The sequence below is a fragment of the Rhodanobacter sp. A1T4 genome (assembly GCF_014207185.1).
Lineage (GTDB): Bacteria > Pseudomonadota > Gammaproteobacteria > Xanthomonadales > Rhodanobacteraceae > Rhodanobacter.
The window spans coordinates 85,203-106,390 of record NZ_JACHCP010000006.1; the positions used below are offsets into that span (position 1 = coordinate 85,203).

Consider the following 21,188-nt stretch of genomic DNA (forward strand, 5'->3'; position numbering starts at 1 on the left):
TTGCGTGGCTGGCGATACCCGCCATGACGTTCGCGGATCAGGCGGGGTTGCTGCCGCTGATTCCGCTGCCGGCACAGATCGAGCGTCATGATGGTCGCTTCGAGGTGACGACCGACACGACGCTCTCCGTGCCTGCTGATGACGCCGAAGCGCTGAATGCCGCGCATCAGCTGGCCGAACTGCTCGGGCGCACCCGTGGTCTGCTGCTGACGGTGCGGCAGGAGCCGGCCGCATCGCCACGTGCGATCCGTATCGCCCTGGACCCCAACGCGCCGGTTATCCAGTCCGAAGGCTATGCGCTGGAAGTGGGCCACAACGGCATTCGCCTTTCCGCGCGCAGCGGGGCAGGTCTGTTCTACGGCGCCATGACCCTGTGGCAGCTGTTGACGCCGGACGATCACCGCGGTGCGGTCAGCGTGCCCGAATTGAGTATGCGTGACTGGCCGCGGTTCGGCTGGCGCGGTTTGATGCTCGACTCGGCCCGGCATTTTCAGAGTGTCGATACGGTCAAGCAGATGCTGGACGCGATGGCCGAACACAAGCTCAACGTTTTCCACTGGCATCTCACGGACGACCAAGGCTGGCGGCTGCAGATCAAGCGCTATCCCGAACTCACCGCGATCGGTGCGTGGCGCACGCCGCCGGGCGCCGGCACCCACGGCGAACCCAACCGCTACGGCGGCTTCTACACCCAAGCACAGGTGCGCGACATCGTCGCCTACGCGACAGCGCGGCACATCACGGTGGTGCCGGAGCTGGACATGCCCGGGCACGCGCAGGCGGCGGTAGCCTCGTATCCACAGCGCATCGGCGTCACCGGCGAGCGTCCTGCGGTATCGGTCGACTGGGGCGTCAATCCATACCTGTACGCCACCGATGCCAACAGCCTCGGGTTTATCAAGAACGTGCTCGACGAGGTGATGGCGCTGTTTCCCTCGACCTATATCCACGTCGGCGGCGATGAGGCGATCAAGGATCAGTGGAAAGCTTCGTCCGCCGTGCAGGCGCAGATGAAGCAGCTTGGCATCAAGGACGAAAACGCGATGCAGAGCTGGTTCATCGATCAGATCGGCCGCTACCTGGACAAGCATGGTCGTCGGCTGATCGGTTGGGACGAGATTCTCGAGGGAGGCCTGCCGGCCAGCGCGTCGGTGATGTCCTGGCGCGGCACCCAGGGCGCCATCGACGCGGCCAGGATGGGTCACGACGTGGTGCTCGCGCCGGGCGGTGCGCTGTACTTCGATCACCTGCAGAGTGACCGCGCCGACGAGCCCAACGGCCGCTACGACGTGCTGCCGCTGAAGACGGTCTACGCGTTCGATCCGATCGACCGCTCGCTGACCGCCGACCAGGCCGGCCACGTACTTGGCACCGAGGCGACGCTATGGTCGGAGTATCTGCCCTCGGCCTGGCATATCGAGCACGCGTTGTTTCCGCGCATCGATGCACTGGCGGAGGTGGCTTGGTCGGCACCCGCAGTGCGCGACTGGCACAGCTTCCTGGCGCGCATGCCGGCGCAGCTGCGGCGCTATAGGGCGCTGGATATCCCGTTCGCCGACAGCGCGTATGCGGTGAACATCACACTCGATGGCGGTGCCAATGTCGCGCTGTCCAGCGGCAAGGCGCGGGTGAGCTTGGCCAACCAGGTTGACGACGGTCAGGTCCACTACACCACCGATGGCAGCATTCCGACGCTGGCCTCGCCGCGCTACGTCGGCCCGATCGCGCTGAGCCTGCCAGCCACCGTGCGTGCGCAGCCGTTTGCCGCCGATGGTACGGTGCTGGCCGCCGTGCGCAGCCGCGTACTCGATGACGCGGCGCTGCGCACGTTGCCGAGCAGCGAGCTGGTGCCGTGTCCCGATGGCGACAGCGGTCTGCGCCTGCCGTTGCTGCCGGATCTTGGTGCGCCCGACACGCCGGTGTACAACGCCGATATCTTCCGCGCGTGCAAGATCTATCCAGCCGCACGGCTGGACGGTATCGCGGCGATCCGTGTCGACGCGGCGCGCCTGCCACGCAACTTCGGTCTGGCGCACGATCAGGTCAAAGTGATCAGCTATCCGGCAACCACCGCCCATGGCGAACTCGAAGTGCGGCTGGACCGCTGCGACGGCCCGGTGCTTGTCCGCCTGCCGCTACCGGCAGGCAAGGCACCGGGCGCGCGCATGAGCTTGTCCGGCGCCATGCCTGCGCAAAGCGGCGATCACGATCTGTGCATGCGCTTTACGGCGCCGTCGGATGGCCCGCTCTATGCCATCGGCACGGTGCAGTTGATTACTGCAGCAAAAAAACACGCGACCTCAGACCTGCCAGGGAAGCCTACGCCATGATGTTTGCTCAACTCCGGGTGCGCGCGCATGCCGGCCGCCTTCGCGGGTTCCTGTTCGGTGCCCTGCTGCTACCAGCGGCGTTTCCCAGTCTGGCCGGGCATGCGCCGCTTGGCTCGCAGTCGCTCGACCAGGGCTGGCAGTTCCGGCTTGCCCCCGGCGACAATGAGGCCAGGGCGCACCCGGATACCACTCATTGGCGGCCGGCGACAGTTCCGGGCACGGTGCAGACCGATCTGCTGGATGCCGGGTTGGTTAGCGATCCGTTCGTGCGCGACAACGAGGCGGCGATCCAGTGGGCGGGGCTGGCCGACTGGCAGTACCGAACGACTTTCCAGGTGGATCGCGCCACGCTGTCGCGCGATCACCTGGAGCTGGTGTTCGACGGCCTGGATACGTTTGCCGAGGTCTATCTCAACGGCCACAAGCTGATCAGCGCGGACAATATGTTTCGCCGCTGGAGCATCCCGGCCAAGACCGAACTGCACACTGGCAGCAACACGCTGGAAGTGCGCCTGTATTCACCGATCAAGCGGCTGCAGCCGTGGCTGCTCAAGCAGCCATACGCCTTGCCGGGCGAGTTCGACTCCGCCTTTGGCGACGAGCCCAAGGGCAAGCAGACCGCCAATTACATCCGCAAGGCGCAATACCAGTATGGCTGGGACTGGGGTCCGCGCATCGTTACCGAAGGCATCTGGCAGCACGTCCATCTGGACAGCTGGGACACGCTGCGCGTGGCGGATTTCCACGTCGCGCAGACCGACGTTTCCAGAGAGGCCGCGCAGGTCGATGTGCAACTGGAGGTGCAGGCTGATGTCGGCGTGCCGCTGCAGGCCACGGTCGAGGCGATCGGTCCCGACGGCAGTAGCGTGGCCCGCATCACGCGGGAGGTGACGATCGATCCGGGTACCCAGACACTGAGCCTGCCGCTGCGTATCGAGCAGCCGCGTCTATGGTACCCGGCCGGCTACGGCGCCCAGGACATGTACACCTTCCGCGCCACCTTGCGCGACAGCGCGGGTGAGCTCTATCGGGCGGAGCACAGCACCGGCCTGCGCACGGTGGAGCTGCGGCGACGCACCGACGTCTGGGGCAAGAGCTTCGAGTTTGTGGTCAACGGCATCCCCATTTTCGCCAAGGGTGCCAACCTGATTCCGTTCGACAGTTTCCCCACGCGGGCGACTGAAGCGCAGATGCGCCGCGTACTCGAGTCCGCACGCGATGCCAACATGAACATGCTGCGCATCTGGGGTGGCGGCTACTACCAGTCCGATGCGTTCTACGCCATGGCCGACCGGCTCGGCCTGATGATCTGGCAGGACTTCATGTTCGGCGGTGCGATCCCGCCGTACGACGTGGCCTACCGCGAGAACACCCGCGCGGAGGCGATCGAGCAGGTCCGGCGATTGCGCGACCATCCGAGCATTGTGCTGTGGGCGGGCAACAACGAGGTGCAGACCGGCTGGGAGTCCTGGCCCGACCGGCAGGCGTTCAAGAAGGCGATCAGTCCCGACGAGCGCGAGCGCATCGTCACCGGCATGGTCAACCTGTTCGGCAACGTGCTGCGCAACGTGGTCACGCGCTACGCGCCGGACGTGCCCTATTGGGCCAGTACGCCCAGCACCGATTACGACGGCGCGGCGAACGTGCCCGATGACGGCGATTACCACTACTGGGACGTGTGGTCGGGCCAGGCCAAGCCGGTGGAGGAATATCTCAACATCACGCCGCGTTTCCAGTCCGAGTACGGCCTGCAGTCGTTCCCGGTGATGCGTACCATCGATGCGTTCACCGATCCGCACGACCGCCAACCGGAATCGGCGGTGATGCGCGCGCACCAGAAATACGACAGCGGCAACGGCAACCAACGTCTGCTGCTGTACATCCGGCGTGCCTACGGTGAGCCGAAAAACTTCGCGTCTTTCGTCTATCTCAGCCAGGTGATGCAGGCAGACGGCATCCAGCTTGCCGCCGAGCACCTGCGCGCTTCGCGGCCGCAGGCCATGGGCTCGCTCTACTGGCAGCTCAACGATGTATGGCCGGGCGCGTCGTGGTCGAGCATCGACTATTTCGGGCGCTGGAAGGCGCTACAGTTCCACGCGCGTCGTTTCTACGCACCGCAGCTGCTGGCTGCCTTGCGCAATAACGGCACCACCACGGTGTCGCTGGTGTCCGATCGCACCACGGCGATACCGGCGCACTGGCGTATGCGGCTGATGTCGTTCGACGGCAAGGTATTGTCGCAGGCCGCTGGCGAGATCACCGTAGCCCCGCTGTCCAGCACCCAGGTGGCTAGCTATACCGACGCGCAGTTGCTGCACGGCGCCGATCCGCACGCGACCTTCGCGGTGTTCGAGTGGCTCGACGGCGAACGCACGGTGTCGCGCAACCTGGTGTTCTTCGATCAGCCGCACCAGCTGTCGCTGCCGCCAGCGGATATCCAGGCCACCCTGGCGCCAGCGCTGGACGGCTACCGGCTCACGCTCACCGCCGGCTCGCTGGCGCGCGATGTGTGGGTGTCCTTCGGCGATCTCGATGCCGAGCTTTCCGATAATGCGTTCAACCTGCTGCCGGGCGAGACCGTCACACTCACGGTACAAAGCAAGGCGTCGCTCGATGCCTTGCAGCATGCGCTGAGCGTGACCAGCCTGGGCGATGTGATGGCCGCCGGGGCGCCGCAATGATGGCGTGCATCCGCCGTGCCTCGCTGAACGCGCGCGGTGGGTGCGCATACGCGCTGGTCTGCGCGCTGGGACTGGTATCTATCGGCGTGGCTCGTGCCGCCGAGACGCCGTCGCCGGATCGCGAACAGGCGCGCGCTGCAGCACTGGTGGCCCGGATGACGCTGGCCGAGAAAGTGGCGCAGACCCAGAGCGGCGCACCGGCCATCGCGCGCCTGGGCGTGCCGGCCTACGACTGGTGGGGCGAGGGGCTGCATGGGTTGGCCCGCGGCGGCTATGCCACAGTGTTTCCGCAGGCCATCGCGCTGGCGGCCAGCTGGAATCCGCCGCTGCTGCACGACGTGGGCACGGTGGTGTCGACAGAGGCCCGCGCGCGCTTCAACGCCATCGGTGCCGGCCATGACCACGCCCGCTACCAGGGACTGACGATCTGGTCGCCGAACGTCAATATCTTTCGCGACCCTCGCTGGGGCCGCGGCCAGGAGACGTACGGCGAGGATCCGTTCCTCACCGGCCGGCTCGCGGTGGCTTTCATCGGCGGCATCCAGGGCGACGATCCGGCCCATCCGCGCGCCATCGCCACGCCCAAGCACCTGGCCGTACACAGCGGGCCGGAGGCGGGGCGGCACGGCTTCGACGTCGACGTTTCGCCGCACGATCTGGAAGCGACCTATCTGCCGGCGTTCCGTGCCGCCATCGTCGATGGCCACGCCGATTCGGTGATGTGTGCCTACAACGCTCTGCATGGCACGCCGGTCTGCGCCGACCCGTGGCTGCTCGACCAGCGGCTGCGGACGGACTGGGGCTTTCGCGGCTATGTCGTGTCCGACTGCGATGCCGTCGACGACATGACCAAGTTCCACTATTTCAAGCCCGACAACGCGCAGTCGTCGGCTGCCGCCATCCGCGCCGGCACCGACCTGGATTGCGGCTATGCCTACGCCGACCTTGACCGCGCGGTGCAGCAGGGCCATCTCGACACGACGGTGATCGACCGTGCCTTGATCCGATTGTTCAGCGCGCGCTACCGGCTGGGCGAACTGGCACCCGAGCCCAATAGCCCGTACCAGAGCATCGATGCCGAGCAGGTCGACACGCCGGCCGATAGGCAGCTCGCGCTGCGCGCCGCGCTGGAGTCGATGGTGCTGCTGAAGAACGCGCACGGCACGTTGCCACTGCACGCCGGCATGCGACTGGCGGTGATCGGCCCCAATGCCGATACGCTGGAGACACTGGAAGCGAACTATCACGGCACCGCCAGCGCGCCGGTGACGCCGCTGCAAGGGTTGCGCGCGCGCTTCGGTGCGGATCGCGTGAGCTACGCGCAGGGCGCGCCGATCGCCGCCGGGGTGCTGATACCGATTCCCGAGACGGCATTGCGCGACACGCATGGCGACATCGGCCTTGCCGGCAGCTATTTCGACAACACCGATTTCAGTGGCCCGCCGCAGGCGCTGCGCACCGATCGCCGGATCGATTTCGACTGGGATCATGTCGCCCCGATCCAGGGCCTGCATGCCGATCGCTACGCGGTGCGCTGGACCGGCCAGTTGCTGCCGCCAGGCCCCGGCGACTACACCCTGGCGATACATGTGGACCGCTGTTTCGACTGCGCCGGACACGATCCGGTACGACTTTTTGTCGATGGCAAGCCCGTGCTGGACGATCACGGCAATGACAGCCAACTGCAGCTACCGATCCACTTTGCCGATACCCGGCCGCATGCGATTCGCCTGGAGCTGGTGCACAGCGGGCAGGATCAGGGCATCCGGTTGCAGTGGCTGGCGCCGGCGGCGACACAGCTGACCGAGGCGCAGGCCGCGGTGGCCAAGGCCGATGCGGTGGTCGCCTTCGTTGGATTGTCGCCGGATGTGGAAGGCGAGGAGTTGCAGATCGACGTTCCGGGTTTCGATGGCGGTGACCGTACCCAGATCGGTCTGCCACCCGAGCAGGATGCGCTGCTCGAACGCGTTGCTGCCAGCGGCAAGCCGCTGATCGTGGTGCTGATGTCCGGTAGCGCGGTGGCGCTGAACTGGGCGCAGCAGCACGCCGACGCGATCGTCGCGGCGTGGTATCCGGGCGCGCAGGGCGGTACCGCCATCGCGCAGACCCTGGCCGGCGATTACAACCCCGGCGGCCGCTTGCCGGTGACGTTTTATCGTTCCAGCCGCGATCTGCCTCCGTACACCAGTTATGCCACGAAGGGCCGCACTTACCGTTATTTCCAGGGCACGCCGCTGTACCCGTTCGGTTACGGGCTGAGCTATACGCACTTTGCCTACACCACGCCGGTCCTTTCCGCATCGTCGCTTGCGGCTGGCCGGCCGCTCACGGTCGGTGTCGACGTGCGCAACGACGGCCGTCGCGACGGCGACGAGGTCGTTCAGGCGTATCTGGTGCCACCGCAGACGCCGTTGGCGCCGCGTCACGCCCTGGTCGGCTTTGAGCGCGTGCATCTGGCCGCGGGCGAGCATCGTCACGTGATGTTCGAGCTGTCGCCGCGGGCTCTGAGCACGGTGGATGCCGACGGCGAGCGCGCCGTCGAAGCGGGGACGTATGGTGTTTTCATCGGTGGTGGTCAGCCCGGGTTCGGCGCGGGAGTCAGCGCCGATTTCAGTATCACCGGCCGGCAACCGCTGGTGCATTGAGCGATAGGGAGAGTAGGTCGATGCCGACATGTCGCGACATGCTCAAGTGGATGAGTCTGGCCGGTGCGTCCCCGGCGCTGGGCGCTCTGGGTATCGCGCCAGCAGCGGCAGGCAAGGCCCCGACGGGCATGCCGGTGTCGTTCGCTGAGATGGGCGCCGAGCCCAACAAGACTTACGGCGCGGCCGTGGGCGACGCACCGCCATCGTTTGGAGAGTTCGCATGATGGGAGCACACATCAGCGCGTTGTTGCGCCGCCTGAAGATCGGCGCGCTGCTGCTGGCGATAGCCGGCAGCGTTTGCGCAGCAACGGTGGTGTCCAGCGCAGGGCCAATCACCATCCAGGGTCATCACTTCGTTCGCGCGGGCAAGCCCTATCAGATCATTTCCGGCGCGATCCACTTCCAGCGCGTTCCACCCCAGTACTGGCGCGACCGCCTGCGCAAGGCGCGCGCGATGGGTTTGAACACCATCGAAACTTACGTGTTCTGGAACGCGGTGGAACCGCAGCGCGGCCATTTTGATTTCAGCGGACCCAACGATGTGGTGGCCTTTGTCCGGATGGCGCAGGCCGAGGGCCTGAATGTAATCCTGCGGCCCGGCCCCTATGTCTGCGCCGAGTGGGAGGCGGGCGGTTTTCCAGCATGGCTGTTCGCCGATCCGCACTTGCGGGTGCGTACGCAGGACCCGGCTTACCTCGCGGCGGCGGACGCCTATTTGCAGCGCCTGGGACAGCAACTGGCACCGTTGATGGCGGCGCGTGGCGGGCCGATCATCGCGGTGCAGGTGGAGAATGAATACGGCTCCTACGGCAACGATCGCGACTACATGGAGGATATCCACCGCGCGCTGATTCGCGCTGGCCTTGGCCAGGATCTGATGTTCACCTCCGACGGCGCCGACATGCTGGCCAACGACGCGCTGCCGGGCATGCTGGCGGTGATCAATTTCGCGCCCGGCGAGGCCAAGAGCGCGTTCGCCAAACTCGCCGCCTTTCGCCCCGGTCAGCCGCGCATGGCCGGGGAATACTGGGCCGGCTGGTTCGATGCCTGGGGCGGCGAACATGCCCATACCGATGCCGCCCAACAGGCCGGCGAGCTGGCCTGGATGCTGGCGCGGGGTTATTCGGTAAGCCTGTACATGTTCGAGGGTGGCACCAGCTTCGGCTTCATGAATGGCGCCAACTATCAGGGCAGCCCCGCCGACCATTACGCGGCCCAGACCACCAGCTACGACTACGACGCCGTGCTGGATGAGGCTGGCCGGCCCACGCCCAAGTTCAATCTGTTCCGCGACGTGATTGCCAAGGCAACCGGCCGCACTTCGCCGCCACTGCCAGCGCCTACGCCGTTCATGACGCTGCCGGCGATTACACTGGGCGAGTCGGCCTCGCTGTGGGACAACCTGCCCGCGCCGATCCGTGTCGACCAGCCGGCACCGATGGAACAGTTCGGCCAGGACTACGGTTACATCCTCTACCGCACCCAGCTGAGCGGGCCGGCCAAGGGCCTGCTGTATCTGGGCGAGGTGCGTGACTATGCGGCGGTGTATCTGGATCGCCAGCCCGTGGGCACGGTCGATCGCCGTCTCAAGCAGGAGACGCTGCCGATTACAGTCGGCGACGGCACGCATACGCTGGATATCCTGGTGGAGAATACCGGGCGCATCAATTACGGTCCGCATCTGGCCGACGGCCGCGCCGGGTTGGTCGATCCGGTCTGGCTCGACGGCAAACGGCTGAACGGCTGGCAGGTCTATCCGCTGCCGATGCGTTCGCCCGATACGCTGCGCGGCTGGACCAGCGTCCCGGTCGAAGGGCCCGCCTTCCATCGAGCGCACTTTCGCGTCGAGCAGCCGGCCGACACGTATCTCGACGTCAGCACGTTCGGCAAGGGCGTCGCTTGGGTCGATGGCCGTAACCTCGGCCGGATCTGGGATATCGGTCCGCAGCGTTCGCTGTATTTGCCGTCGCCATGGCTCGATCGCGGCGACAACACCCTGGTGATTTTCGATCTGCAGACCCGACACGGCGCACGGGTAAGTGGTTCGGTGCAGCCGGTGTGGTCATCGCCAGCGCACTGACGCGTGCTGCCCGCCCGCTGTCATTGGATACCGTCATGCCGCGCCAGCCTTCGGCGACGCGGCATGCGTCCGATGTTTTCCGGACCTCCTCGCTCAGGGCGTGGCCGGGTCGGTCACGTCGAACAGCTTGAAGTCGCGGATGTGTGCGGTGCCGGTGCTGGAAAGAATGTTCAGGCGCACCTTGTTCGTGGTCACCGGCGCGAAGCGATCGATCTTCATGTGGCCGATCGCCTCGGCCTGCGCCACAGTTTTCCAGGCGCCGTCGACCCATGCCTGCACGGCGTACTTTTGTACCTGCTGGCCGGCACTGAGCCACTCCGTGGTCATGCTGTGGTTGAAGGTCACCGGCTGGGCAAAGTCCACCTCCAACAGGGCGTGATGCGAACCTTCCGGCGCCGACCAGAACGTGTCGCCATCGTCGTCCAGAGCGGCGGCGGTGTTGGCATCGGTGGACAGGTGTTGGCGAGCCAGATCCCTGTCGTTGCCGTAGCGTGCCCGCAGCGCTTCGCCGAACGCTTTCAGCCGGGCCACGTCTGCCTCGGGCAGCAGACCGTGCCGGTTGGGCGCCAGGCCCAGCATCAGCTGGCCGCCCAGGCCAACGCTGTTCTCCCAGATGTCCATCAGTTCGGCGACGCTCTTGAGCGTCTGGTCGCTGTCCGGATGCCAGAACCATTGCAGCTTGTGCAGCGGGGTATCCACCTCCACCGGGCGCCAGCGCAGTTCGCCGTGGCGGTCGATCACGTTCCAGTTCTCCCCGTGGATGCGGCCGTCTTCCTGGCCCACCCAGCGGATGTCGCCATAAGCGAACAGGCCCACGTCGGCAAACACCATGGCGTTGGGTTGGTAGGTGCGCAACGTTTCGATGTACTTCTTGAAGTCGTAGATGTGTCCTGCACTGCCGGCGCCGTCCAACCACCATTCGACCAGCGGACCGTAGGGCTGCACCAGCTCCTCCACCTGTCCGGCATAGTAGGCGTCGTAGGCGCCGGAGTTCTTGTAGGCTGGCTCGTGCCGGTCCCACGGCGAGAGATAGATGCCGAATTCCATACCCTGTCGGCGCACTGCTTCTTCGGTCATGCGCACCAGGTCGCCCTTACCGTGCATCCATGGGCTGTTCTTCACCGAGTAGTCGCTCTTGCCGGTTGGCCACAGCGCGAATCCATCGTGGTGCTTGGCCACCAGCACCAGATAACGCGCGCCCGCCGCTTTGGCTGCCTTCGCCCACTGCTCGGGATCGACGTGGTCGGGATTGAACACGCTCGGACTGGCGCTGCCGTCCCCCCACTCGCGGTCGAGAAAGGTGTTGGTGCCGAAGTGCACGATCACGCCGAATTCGAGGTCTTGCCAATGCGTTTGCTGCGGCGATGGCGTGATGTCGGTGAAGTTCTCCGCCGTCGCTGCGCTGGTCCAGATGAAAGCGCAGGCGAGTGCGCTCGTCAGAAGGCGGTGGCGCAAGCGGCGGTGGCGATGGGTTCGATCGCTGGCAGTTTTCATGCGGTGCTCTTGGTGGTTTTTATATTTGGACGTAAAAACGTCTATTCGATGTCATCCATTAGAGGTTCCATATAGCGACCATGTCAATGAAAAAGTCCGACTTTTATCGACCGGATCGCAGGGTGGTCCGGTGGGGATTCTTGCTGCTCGCTTTTTCGGTTTTCCGGTTGCATGCTGCCTCAAATGCGGTGCAGCTGCGTGAGTTCATCGCTGCTTTGCCGACCACGCCGCAGAGTCATGCGGCGACCATCGTGCAGACACCGGACGCGCTGGTCGCCGCATGGTTCGGCGGCAGGCACGAGCGCGACCCCGGCGTGGGTATCTGGCTGTCGCGCAAGCTGGCGGGGCAATGGACGCCGCCGGTCGAGGTGGCCAATGGTGTACAGGCCAGCGGCGAGCGCCTGCCATGCTGGAATCCGGTACTGTTTCTGCCGAGGCACGGGCCGCTGATGCTGTTCTACAAGGTCGGCCCCGATCCGCAGCACTGGTGGGGCATGCTGAAAACCTCGACCGATCAGGGCGTCCACTGGAGCGATGCGCGCAGGCTTGCCGACGGCGTGCTGGGGCCGATCAAGAACAAACCGGTGCAGCTCGCGGATGGCAGCATTGTCAGTCCCTCCAGTCGCGAAGACGGGTCTTGGCGCATCCAGTTCGAGCGCTCCATCGACGGAGGCGAGCAGTGGACGTTGGCCAGCGCGGTGCCGAATCCGGAACATATCGAGGCGATCCAGCCCAGCCTGCTGCGCTGGTCTGGCGAGCAGCTGCAGGCGATCGGTCGCACGCGTCAGAACCGTGTGTTCAGCACATGGTCCAGCGATGGCGGCAGGCACTGGTCAGCGTTGCATCTGCTGGAGCTGGCCAATCCGAATTCGGGTATCGACGCGGTGTCGCTGGCGGACGGCCGTGCCCTGCTTGTCTACAACCCCACGGATCACGGCAAGGACTGGTGGGATGGTCGCGGTCAGTTGGCGCTGGCCCTGTCGCGCGACGGTGAGCACTGGGCGCGCGCGCTTACTCTGGAGAACGAGCGGGGCGCGGAGTTCTCCTATCCTGCGGTGATCCAGACGCGCGATGGCCTGGTGCATATCCTCTACACCTGGAAGCGCCAGCGCATTCGCTATGTCGTGATCGATCCGGCAAGGCTGTGAGTCACATCGTCGGCATGCGCATGCTGCGCCAGTGGTCAAACGCAGACGCAAGAGGATATAAGGCAGGCGTGCTTGCCCCCGCAGTTACCTACCGGCAAACGGCGCGCCCGATCCATCCATCGATGTACTCACGAGCGCTTCTTCCGCGGTAGCGGATGATGCTTGTCGGCGGACGCAATGTGCTTGGTCGCCGCCTTGACCCGCTTCTCGGCTCCCGGTGCCCGCGCTGCCTTGTTGGCCTTGTGCGATTTAAGATGCGGCGCGAGGAAATGGCCGGTGTGCGAACTGGCGGTCGCGGCGACAGTTTCCGGCGTGCCGGCAACGAGGATTTGACCACCGCCGGCGCCACCCTCGGGGCCGAGATCGACGATCCAGTCGGCCGTCTTGATCACGTCGAGGTTGTGCTCGATCACCACCACGGTGTTGCCCTGGTCGACCAGCTGGTGCAGCACGTCGAGTAGTTGCTCGATATCGTGGAAGTGCAGGCCGGTGGTTGGCTCATCGAGGATGTACAGCGTGCGGCCAGTGTCGCGCTTGGATAGCTCCTTCGACAACTTGACGCGCTGCGCTTCGCCGCCGGATAGCGTGGTCGCGCTTTGGCCGAGCTTGATGTAATCGAGGCCGACGGCGCGCAGCGTATCGAGCTTGCGCGCGATGGTCGGCACGTTCTCGAACAACTTCAGCGCATCCTCCACCGTCATGTTCAGCACATCGGCGATGGTGTGGCCCTTGTACAGAATCGCCAGCGTCTCGCGGTTGTAGCGCTTGCCGGCGCAGACGTCGCACGGCACGTAGACGTCGGGCAGGAAATGCATCTCCACCTTGATCATGCCGTCGCCTTCGCAGGCTTCGCAGCGGCCGCCGCGCACGTTGAAGCTGAAGCGGCCTGCGGTGTAACCGCGCGAACGTGCTTCCGGTACCTGCGCGAACATCTCGCGCAGCGGCGTGAACAGTCCGGTGTAGGTGGCCGGGTTGGAGCGCGGCGTCCGGCCGATCGGCGACTGGTCGATATCGACCACCTTGTCGAACAGGTCCATGCCTTCGATCGATTTATACGGTGCAGCCTGTGTGCCGGCGCCGTTGAGTTCGGCGGCGGCCAACGAAAACAGCGTGTCGTTGATCAGGGTCGACTTGCCCGAACCCGATACTCCCGTGACGCAGGTGAACAGCCCGGCCGGAATTGCCAGGTCGACGTTCCTCAGATTGTTGCCGCTGGCGCCCTTCAGATGCAGCCAGGAATCCTTGTCGATCGGCTGGCGGCGTTCCTTCGGCACTTCGATCGCGCGCTTGCCGGACAGGAACTGGCCGGTGACCGAGCGCGGCGACGCGAGCAGGTCTTTCATGGTGCCCTGTGCGACCACTTCGCCGCCGTGCACGCCCGCACCCGGTCCGATATCGAGTACGTGGTCGGCCATGCGGATGGCGTCTTCGTCGTGCTCAACCACGATCACCGTATTGCCGAGGTCGCGCAGTCGCGTCAGCGTGCCGAGCAGGCGCTCGTTGTCGCGCTGGTGCAGGCCGATCGATGGCTCGTCGAGTACATACATCACACCGACCAGGCCGGCGCCAATCTGCGACGCCAGCCGGATCCGTTGTGCCTCGCCGCCGGACAACGTATCGGCCTGGCGATCCAGGGTGAGGTAGTTGAGGCCGACATCGTTGAGAAAGGTCAGTCGCTCGCGGATTTCCTTGACGATCTTCGCGGCAATCTCACCGCGCCAGCCGGCCAGCGTCAGCGTCTCGAAAAAAGTCAGTGTGTCGTCGATCGAGCGATGGGTCAGCGACGGCAGCGCGTGGTCGGCGACGAACACATTGCGCGCCGAGCGATTGAGGCGCTGTCCTTCGCAAGTAGGGCAGGGCTGATCGCTGATGTACTTGGCCAGTTCCTCGCGCACCGCGGACGATTCGGTTTCCTTGTAGCGTCGATCGAGGTTCGGCAGGATGCCCTCGAAGGCATGTTCGCGGGTGACCTTGCCGCCGCGCTCGGTGATGTAACGGAACGCGATTTTTTCCTTGTCGCTACCGAACAGGATGGCCTTCTGCACATCTGCCGACAGCAACTTCCACGGCGCGTCGACATCGAATTTATAGTGCGCCGCCAGCGACAGAATCAGCTGGAAGTAATGCGCATTGCGCCGATCCCAGCCGCGCACCGCGCCGCCGGCCAGGCTCAGCTCGGGATGCCCGACCACGCGCGCGGGATCGAACACCTGGGTCACGCCCAAGCCATCGCAATCCGGGCAGGCGCCGACTGGCGAGTTGAAGGAGAAAAGGCGCGGCTCCAGTTCGGGTAGCGAGTAATCGCAGACCGGGCAGGAGTAGCGCGAGGAGAGCATCTGCTCTTTTGGCTTGTTGTCAGCTGTTCCGGCACTTCCTACCGCCGCATCCATATCCACGACGATCACCAGCCCATCGCCCAGCCGCAGCGCCGTCTCGAACGACTCGGCCAGCCGCTGCTTGATGTCGTCGCGCGGGCGGAAGCGATCGATCACCGCTTCGATGGTGTGCTTCTGGCGCAGCGTCAGTGGCGGCACGGCGTCGAGGTCGTAGACCACGCCGTCGACGCGGGCGCGTACGAACCCCTGCGCGCGCAATTGGTCGAACACCTGCACATGCTCGCCCTTGCGCTCGCGGATCACCGGCGCCAGCAGCATGTATCGCTTCTCGCCATCCATTGCCAGCGTCGCATCGACCATCTGGCTCACCGTCTGGGCTTCCAGCGGAATGCCGTGGTCGGGGCAGCGCGGCGTACCCACGCGAGCAAAAAGCAGGCGCAGGTAGTCGTACACCTCGGTGATCGTGCCGACGGTGGAGCGAGGGTTGTGCGAGGTGGATTTCTGTTCGATCGAGATCGCCGGCGACAGGCCCTCGATATGGTCGACGTCGGGCTTCTCCATGATCGACAGAAACTGCCGTGCATAGGCCGATAGCGACTCGACATACCGCCGCTGGCCTTCGGCGTAGATGGTGTCGAATGCCAGCGAGGATTTACCGGAGCCGGATAACCCGGTGATCACGATCAACTTGTCGCGCGGCAGATCGATGTCGATGTTCTTGAGATTGTGCGTGCGTGCGCCGCGGATTTTGATGGTGTCCATGACGCTCGGATTTTGGGGTGAACAGGAACTATAACAACCTGTGTGATGGCTTCCGTGCATGCCATGTGCCGAACTCGTTGTCGCAAGCTTGGGACAGTTGCTGGATGCGCCTGGCAGCCTCGCGCAGACGCTTCGATGGCTGCGTCAATCGGGCCCTGACGTCCGCCAGTCAGCTGCGGTTTGTGGCCCGGCCGGTGTATCTGGTTACTATGTGAAGCTAATTTCAGTCAGTTGCTTCGAACGGAAGGTAGATAGATGGCAATGCGCAAGCGGCTCGGCTTGATCGTCGGCATTTTGCTGGCAGCGACCATCGCGCCGGCATTTGCTGCGCAACCCACCGAACAGCAGGTCCGCCAGCTGATGGACGTGATCGGACTGGGCAAGTCACTGAGTCAGATGAATGCGCAGGTTGCCACCAGCATGCAGCAGGCGTTGCCCTGCGTGTCATCCAACTACTGGCAGCGCTATATCGACGAGAACAGCAGCAAGGACTTTATCGGTCGTCTCGTGCCGGTCTACCAGAAGCATTTCACCGCGGACGAGGTGGATGGCATGGTGAAGTTCTACAGCTCTCCCTTGGGTCAAAAAGTACTCACCGAAATGCCGCTGGCGTTGGCCGAGGCGAATCAGGCCGGCCAGCAGTGGGGTCATGAGCACACCCAGCAAATGATCTCCAAGCTGGTGCAGGCAGGCACGTTGGGTACCGATGGCCGTTGCCCGGCGACCGCCTTCGCGGGAAACCCGGCGTCCAGCGCCTCCACAGCCTCGGCCGATTCAAGTTCAAGCGATGAGGCTGTGCCTGCGGCGGTGGCTCCCGTGGCTGTCCCGGAGCACGCCGCATCCTCCAGGCGGCACGGGCATGTGCCGGTCAAAAAGCACACCACCACGAAAAAGAAGGCTGTGCCTGCCAAAAAGGCCGTCCCGGCCAAGAAAGGTGTGCCTGCCAAGGCCACGACGCCCGCCAAGACCGCGACCAAACCCCACACCACAACGCAAAAACCCGCATCCGACAACCAGAAAACCGCGCCAGCCAGTCAGGGCACCTGAACGCGGCGTAGGGTGGTCCATGCGGGATGGTGGTCAGTATTTGACCAGCGCGCGCTCAGGTCGTTATAATCCGCGGTTCGCCAAGCCGCAATTAGGCTATGGCGGTACCCAAGAGAATAACTAAAGAAGGGCAATACGATGAGTTACGCAGTCATCAAGACCGGTGGCAAGCAGTACCGCGTACAGCAGGGCGATGTCCTGCGCGTGGAGTTGCTGAACGCCGAAGAAGGCGCGACCTTCAACTTCGACCAGGTGCTGATGCATGGCATCGGTGAGTCGGTTGTTGTGGGCGCACCGCTGGTTGATGGAGTCACCGTCAGCGCCACCATTCGCAAGCATGGCCGGGCCGACAAGATTCGCATCATCAAGTTTCGCCGACGCAAGCATTACAAGCGTCAGCAGGGACATCGCCAGCATTTCACCGAAATCGAAATCACGGGCATCAACGCCTGAGCATCTGGAGCAACTAAGTCATGGCACATAAAAAAGGCGTAGGTTCCAGCCGCAACGGTCGCGATTCGAACCCGAAATACCTGGGCGTGAAGATTTACGGCGGCCAGGCTATCGAAGCAGGCAATATCATCATCCGTCAGCGTGGCACCCAGTTCCATCCGGGTACCGGCGTTGGCCTCGGTCGCGACCACACGCTGTTCGCGCTGGTTGATGGCACAGTGCAGTTCAAGGTTCGCGGCAACAAGAATCGCCGCTTCGTCGACGTCGTTCAGGCTTAAGCCTCAACGACGCGGCAACGAAGGCCCCGCTTCGGCGGGGTTTTTTGTTGCTGCAGTTGAAAATGGACGACAGGGAACGGTAAAGGCCGTAGCCCGGTTTGCCCTATGATTTTTCCGTTCCCCCGTCTCCCGAGCAAAACCCATGAAATTTGTCGACGAAGCCAATATCAAAGTTCTTGCCGGTGACGGTGGCAATGGCTGCATCAGCTTTCGCCGCGAAAAATTCATCCCGTTTGGCGGTCCGGATGGCGGCGATGGCGGCTTCGGCGGTTCCGTCTGGCTGGTCGCCGACGAGGGTCTGAACACGCTGGTCGACTTCCGCCATCAGCGCAGCTTCAAGGCCAAGCGCGGCGAGAACGGCATGGGCAGCCAGATGTACGGCAAGGGTGGCGATGACACGACGATCCGCGTGCCAGTCGGCACCATGATTACCAACGTCGACACCGACGAGGTGATCGGCGATCTCACCAATCACGGCCAGCGCATGCTGGTGGCGCAGGGCGGCAAGGGCGGCCTGGGTAATATCCATTTCAAGACCTCGGTGAATCGGGCGCCGCGCAAGTCCACGCCGGGCACGCCGGGCGAAGCACGCGAGTTGAAGCTGGAGCTGCGTCTGCTGGCCGACGTTGGCCTGCTCGGCTTTCCGAATGCCGGCAAGTCCACCTTCATTCGCGCCGTATCCGCGGCGACGCCGCGGGTAGCGGATTATCCGTTCACCACGCTGGTGCCGAATCTTGGCGTGGTCAGCCTCGGCGTCGATCAGAGCTTCGTGATCGCCGACATCCCGGGCCTGATCGAAGGTGCTGCCGATGGCGCCGGCCTGGGTATCCAGTTTCTGCGCCACGTGGCGCGTACCAGCCTGTTGCTGCATCTGGTCGACATCGCACCGGTCGACGGCATCGACGTGGCCGGGCAAGTCCGGGCGATCGAGCAGGAGCTGGCCAAGTTCAACCCCGAGCTGCTCGAGCGTCCGCGCTGGCTGGTCTTGAACAAGGCCGACATGCTGGACGAGGACGAGCGCAAGGAAGTCGCCGAACAGATCATCGCCGAACTAGGCTGGACCGAGCCGTGGTTCCTGGTCTCGGCCATCGCCCGCGAAAATACGATGAACGTTTGCCAGCACGTGCAGCGCTTCTTCGAATCCCAGCGTGATGCCAGTATCGAACGCGTCGACATGCTGCCTAACGATGTGCGTCTGCGTAATGAAGAGCCGCGTGATTGATCGGTCGCTGATCGATTTGGTCGGCGGATCAGGCGACTTGCTTGCCGAGTCAACGGGTGTGGCGCGCTGCGTCTGCTGAGACGGTTAGGGTGGCGGATGATCCGCATTTGGTTGTGCGTTTGAATCCGATTTTTTGGACGTCTGAATGTCGTCCGATTTGACCGGAGTTAGTGCTCCGACCGAAACCGTGCCGGTGTTGTAGGGATTGTCACTTGCCAAAAGCTCCTGGTAAGCGAGCGAGCCATCCGTATGGATTCCTTTCGGATCGCCGACATTCAAAGGCCCAATCGTATGACCGGTGTGCGAGCCTGTTGTTGCCGACTGGACTTGGGCCCAACGATTTTTGGCACGGCGCAATGCCGATTTGTCGCCGTATGTGGGTTCGAGTTCTTTCAGGATCGCATCCGCCTTGCTCGAATCGCCTGGCTTGAGGTTCGCCTCGACCAGCGCCTGTGCCTTCAGGTATTTCGGATTTTTTCGCTCGGCAGCCAGCCTCATCCATGCCATCGCGCGAGGGAGATCGACCGCCGTACCCTGACCTAGTGCGTACATTACGGCGAGATTATATTCGGCGGGTTTGTACGCCCAAGACGCAGAAACCTCATACATCTGCACGGCAAACGCATAATCGTTATGTGTAAAGGCATAAGCACCGATATTGAAATAGTACTGGCCGGGCCGTCCATCGGCTAACGGTGTGTCTGCTGTGAATGCCGGTGGACTGCCATTTGGGCCGGCTGCCGTGTTGTATTTCGAAAGGTCCAGACCCTCGGGAAGCGCTTGGCCGAAGACAGGCGTAACGAGCGCAGCTGTCAGGAAAAACAAATCGCGGATAACGGCTACGAATTTGTTCATGACTCTCCAGTCCTTGGTTATATTCGTTACCTCCAGCACGCTACTCCTAGTATTTGAAAGGCACAATAATGCCGGTCTTTTCACGACCAGCTGCTACATGCGGAATACGCCGAAACGCTGCGGCTCGATTGGCGCGTTGAGCGAGGCGGAGATCGCCAGGCCGAGTATGCGGCGGGTGTCGGCGGGGTCGATGATGCCGTCGTCCCACAGCCGCGCACTGGCGTAATAAGGGTGACCCTGTCGCTCGTACTGCTCGCGGATCGGCGCCTTGAAGGCTTCTTCCTCCTCGGCCGTCCAGGTCTTGCCGGCGGCTTCGATGCCGTCACGCTTGACGGTGGCCAGCACGCTTGACGCCTGTTCGCCGCCCATCACCGAGATACGTGCGTTCGGCCACATCCACAGGAAGCGCGCGCCGTAAGCACGGCCGCACATTGCGTAGTTGCCGGCGCCGAAGCTGCCGCCGATCACCACGGTGAATTTCGGCACATGCGAGCAGGCCACGGCGGTGACCATTTTCGCGCCGTCCTTGGCGATACCGGCCTGCTCGTATTTCTTGCCGACCATGAAGCCGGTGATGTTCTGCAGAAACACCAGTGGCACATTGCGCTGATTGCATAGTTCGATGAAGTGCGCACCCTTGAGCGCAGACTCGGCAAACAGGATGCCGTTATTGGCAATGATGCCGACCGGGTAACCATGAATGTGCGCGAAGCCGCAGACCAGGGTCTTGCCATAGCGCGCCTTGAACTCGTGCAGCTCGGAGCCATCGACGATGCGCGCGATCACTTCGCGGATATCGAATGGTTTGCGCGTGTCCTGCGGAATCACGCCATAGAGTTCGTCGGCAGCGTACTTCGGTTCGCTTGGCGCGCGCAGCGCGAGCGGAATGGTCTTTTTCCGGTTGAGACTGGCGACGATGTCACGCGCGATCGACAGCGCATGCGCATCGTTCTCGGCGTAATGATCGGCGACACCGGAGATGGACGTATGGACGTCCGCACCGCCCAGCGTTTCCGCATCGACCACTTCACCCGTGGCAGCTTTCACCAGCGGCGGTCCGCCGAGGAAAATCGTGCCCTGCTCGCGCACGATGATGGTTTCGTCGCTCATCGCAGGCACGTAGGCACCACCGGCGGTGCATGAGCCCATCACCACGGCGATCTGCGGAATGTTCAGCGCTGACATGCGTGCCTGGTTGTAGAAGATGCGGCCGAAGTGCTCGCGGTCCGGAAATACCTCGTCCTGCAGTGGCAGGAACGCGCCACCGGAATCGACCAGATAGACGCACGGCAGATGATTTTCCAGAGCCACTTCCTGCGCGCGCAGATGCTTTTTCACCGTCATGGGAAAGTAGGTGCCGCCCTTGACGGTGGCATCGTTGGCGACCACCACGACTTCGATGCCGTTGACCCGACCGATGCCAGTAATAACGCCCGCAGCGGGTGCGGCATCGTCATACATGCCATGCGCGGCCAGCGCCGAGAGTTCGAGGAACGGCGAGCCGGGATCGAGCAGGGCGCGGATGCGTTCGCGTGGCAGTAGTTTGCCGCGTGCTTCGTGTTTCTCACGGGCTTTCGTACCACCACCTTCGGCGCTGCGCGACAGTTCGCGGTGCAGATCGTCGGTCACGGCGCGCAACTGCGAAGCGCTGGCCTGGAACTCGGCCGAGCGTGGATCGATCTGCGAAACGATCATGGTCATAGAAACAGGCTCATCATTCAGTGCCATCACTGATCAGTCGCCGATGATAACCGGCGCCGGCCATGGATCGGGATTGTCTTGATCGTTCGGCGGATCGCGCATAAAAAACGGCCGCACTACGCGGCCGTTTTTTATCACTACTGCAAGGACCAATGG

Annotated in this window: 14 protein-coding genes; 10 read left to right on the plus strand and 4 right to left on the minus strand. The window is 63.8% G+C overall.

Features of this window, described 5'->3' with window-relative positions:
- Positions 1-23: 23 nt before the first annotated feature.
- From HDE80_RS13275 to HDE80_RS13295, 5 genes are read left to right on the plus strand one after another with little or no spacing between them, the layout of a single operon-like run.
- The gene (locus HDE80_RS13275; protein ID WP_255483790.1) at positions 24-2,330 is read left to right on the plus strand and encodes a family 20 glycosylhydrolase; all 2,307 of its coding nucleotides are present in this window, start codon (positions 24-26) and stop codon (positions 2,328-2,330) included.
- Positions 2,327-5,011: a glycoside hydrolase family 2 protein gene (locus HDE80_RS13280; RefSeq protein WP_184671619.1), complete on the plus strand. Its 2,685-nt coding sequence runs from the start codon at positions 2,327-2,329 to the stop codon at positions 5,009-5,011. The genes HDE80_RS13275 and HDE80_RS13280 overlap by 4 nt, the downstream gene beginning before the upstream one ends.
- Positions 5,011-7,656 (plus strand): glycoside hydrolase family 3 protein, encoded by a 2,646-nt coding sequence (locus HDE80_RS13285; protein WP_184671620.1) that lies wholly within the window; start codon positions 5,011-5,013, stop codon positions 7,654-7,656. The genes HDE80_RS13280 and HDE80_RS13285 overlap by 1 nt, the downstream gene beginning before the upstream one ends.
- 20 nt (positions 7,657-7,676) lie before the next feature.
- Positions 7,677-7,880 (plus strand): hypothetical protein, encoded by a 204-nt coding sequence (locus HDE80_RS13290; protein WP_184671621.1) that lies wholly within the window; start codon positions 7,677-7,679, stop codon positions 7,878-7,880.
- On the plus strand, positions 7,880-9,736 hold the full coding sequence (locus tag HDE80_RS13295; protein WP_184672164.1) for a beta-galactosidase family protein: 1,857 nt from the start codon (positions 7,880-7,882) through the stop codon (positions 9,734-9,736). The genes HDE80_RS13290 and HDE80_RS13295 overlap by 1 nt, the downstream gene beginning before the upstream one ends.
- A 93-nt stretch (positions 9,737-9,829) precedes the next feature.
- Here the strand turns inward: HDE80_RS13295 and HDE80_RS13300 are convergent, their stop codons facing one another.
- On the minus strand, positions 9,830-11,230 hold the full coding sequence (locus HDE80_RS13300) for an alpha-L-fucosidase (protein ID WP_184671622.1): 1,401 nt from the start codon (positions 11,228-11,230) through the stop codon (positions 9,830-9,832).
- Between the two features lie 86 nt (positions 11,231-11,316).
- On the opposite strand from HDE80_RS13300, the gene HDE80_RS13305 reads away from it, so the two are divergent.
- Positions 11,317-12,378 (plus strand): sialidase family protein, encoded by a 1,062-nt coding sequence (locus tag HDE80_RS13305; RefSeq protein ID WP_184671623.1) that lies wholly within the window; start codon positions 11,317-11,319, stop codon positions 12,376-12,378.
- A gap of 128 nt (positions 12,379-12,506) precedes the next feature.
- Here HDE80_RS13305 and uvrA read toward each other — a convergent pair whose 3' ends face one another.
- Positions 12,507-15,476, minus strand: coding sequence for an excinuclease ABC subunit UvrA (gene uvrA, locus HDE80_RS13310; protein WP_184671624.1), 2,970 nt, complete (start codon positions 15,474-15,476; stop codon positions 12,507-12,509).
- Between the two features lie 255 nt (positions 15,477-15,731).
- On the opposite strand from uvrA, the gene HDE80_RS22035 reads away from it, so the two are divergent.
- The 4 genes from HDE80_RS22035 (at position 15,732) to cgtA (ending at position 18,476) form a co-directional block, all read left to right on the plus strand.
- Positions 15,732-16,523 (plus strand): DUF2059 domain-containing protein, encoded by a 792-nt coding sequence (locus HDE80_RS22035; protein ID WP_221437570.1) that lies wholly within the window; start codon positions 15,732-15,734, stop codon positions 16,521-16,523.
- Between the two features lie 138 nt (positions 16,524-16,661).
- Entirely contained in the window at positions 16,662-16,976 is a 315-nt protein-coding gene (rplU, locus tag HDE80_RS13320; protein WP_179477175.1) for a 50S ribosomal protein L21, read from the plus strand.
- A 20-nt stretch (positions 16,977-16,996) separates the two neighbouring features.
- Positions 16,997-17,254: a 50S ribosomal protein L27 gene (rpmA, locus tag HDE80_RS13325; RefSeq protein WP_184601269.1), complete on the plus strand. Its 258-nt coding sequence runs from the start codon at positions 16,997-16,999 to the stop codon at positions 17,252-17,254.
- 142 nt (positions 17,255-17,396) lie between these two features.
- Complete coding sequence (gene cgtA / locus HDE80_RS13330; protein WP_184671625.1) at positions 17,397-18,476, plus strand: Obg family GTPase CgtA; 1,080 nt, start codon at positions 17,397-17,399, stop codon at positions 18,474-18,476.
- A gap of 84 nt (positions 18,477-18,560) precedes the next feature.
- On the opposite strand, the gene HDE80_RS13335 is transcribed toward cgtA, so the two are convergent.
- Both HDE80_RS13335 and HDE80_RS13340 read right to left on the minus strand, forming a co-directional pair.
- A complete protein-coding gene (locus tag HDE80_RS13335; RefSeq protein WP_184671627.1) occupies positions 18,561-19,331 on the minus strand; it encodes a sel1 repeat family protein in 771 nt (256 codons plus the stop codon).
- A 93-nt stretch (positions 19,332-19,424) separates the two neighbouring features.
- Entirely contained in the window at positions 19,425-21,032 is a 1,608-nt protein-coding gene (locus HDE80_RS13340) for a carboxyl transferase domain-containing protein (protein ID WP_184671629.1), read from the minus strand.
- Positions 21,033-21,188 lie beyond the last annotated feature (156 nt).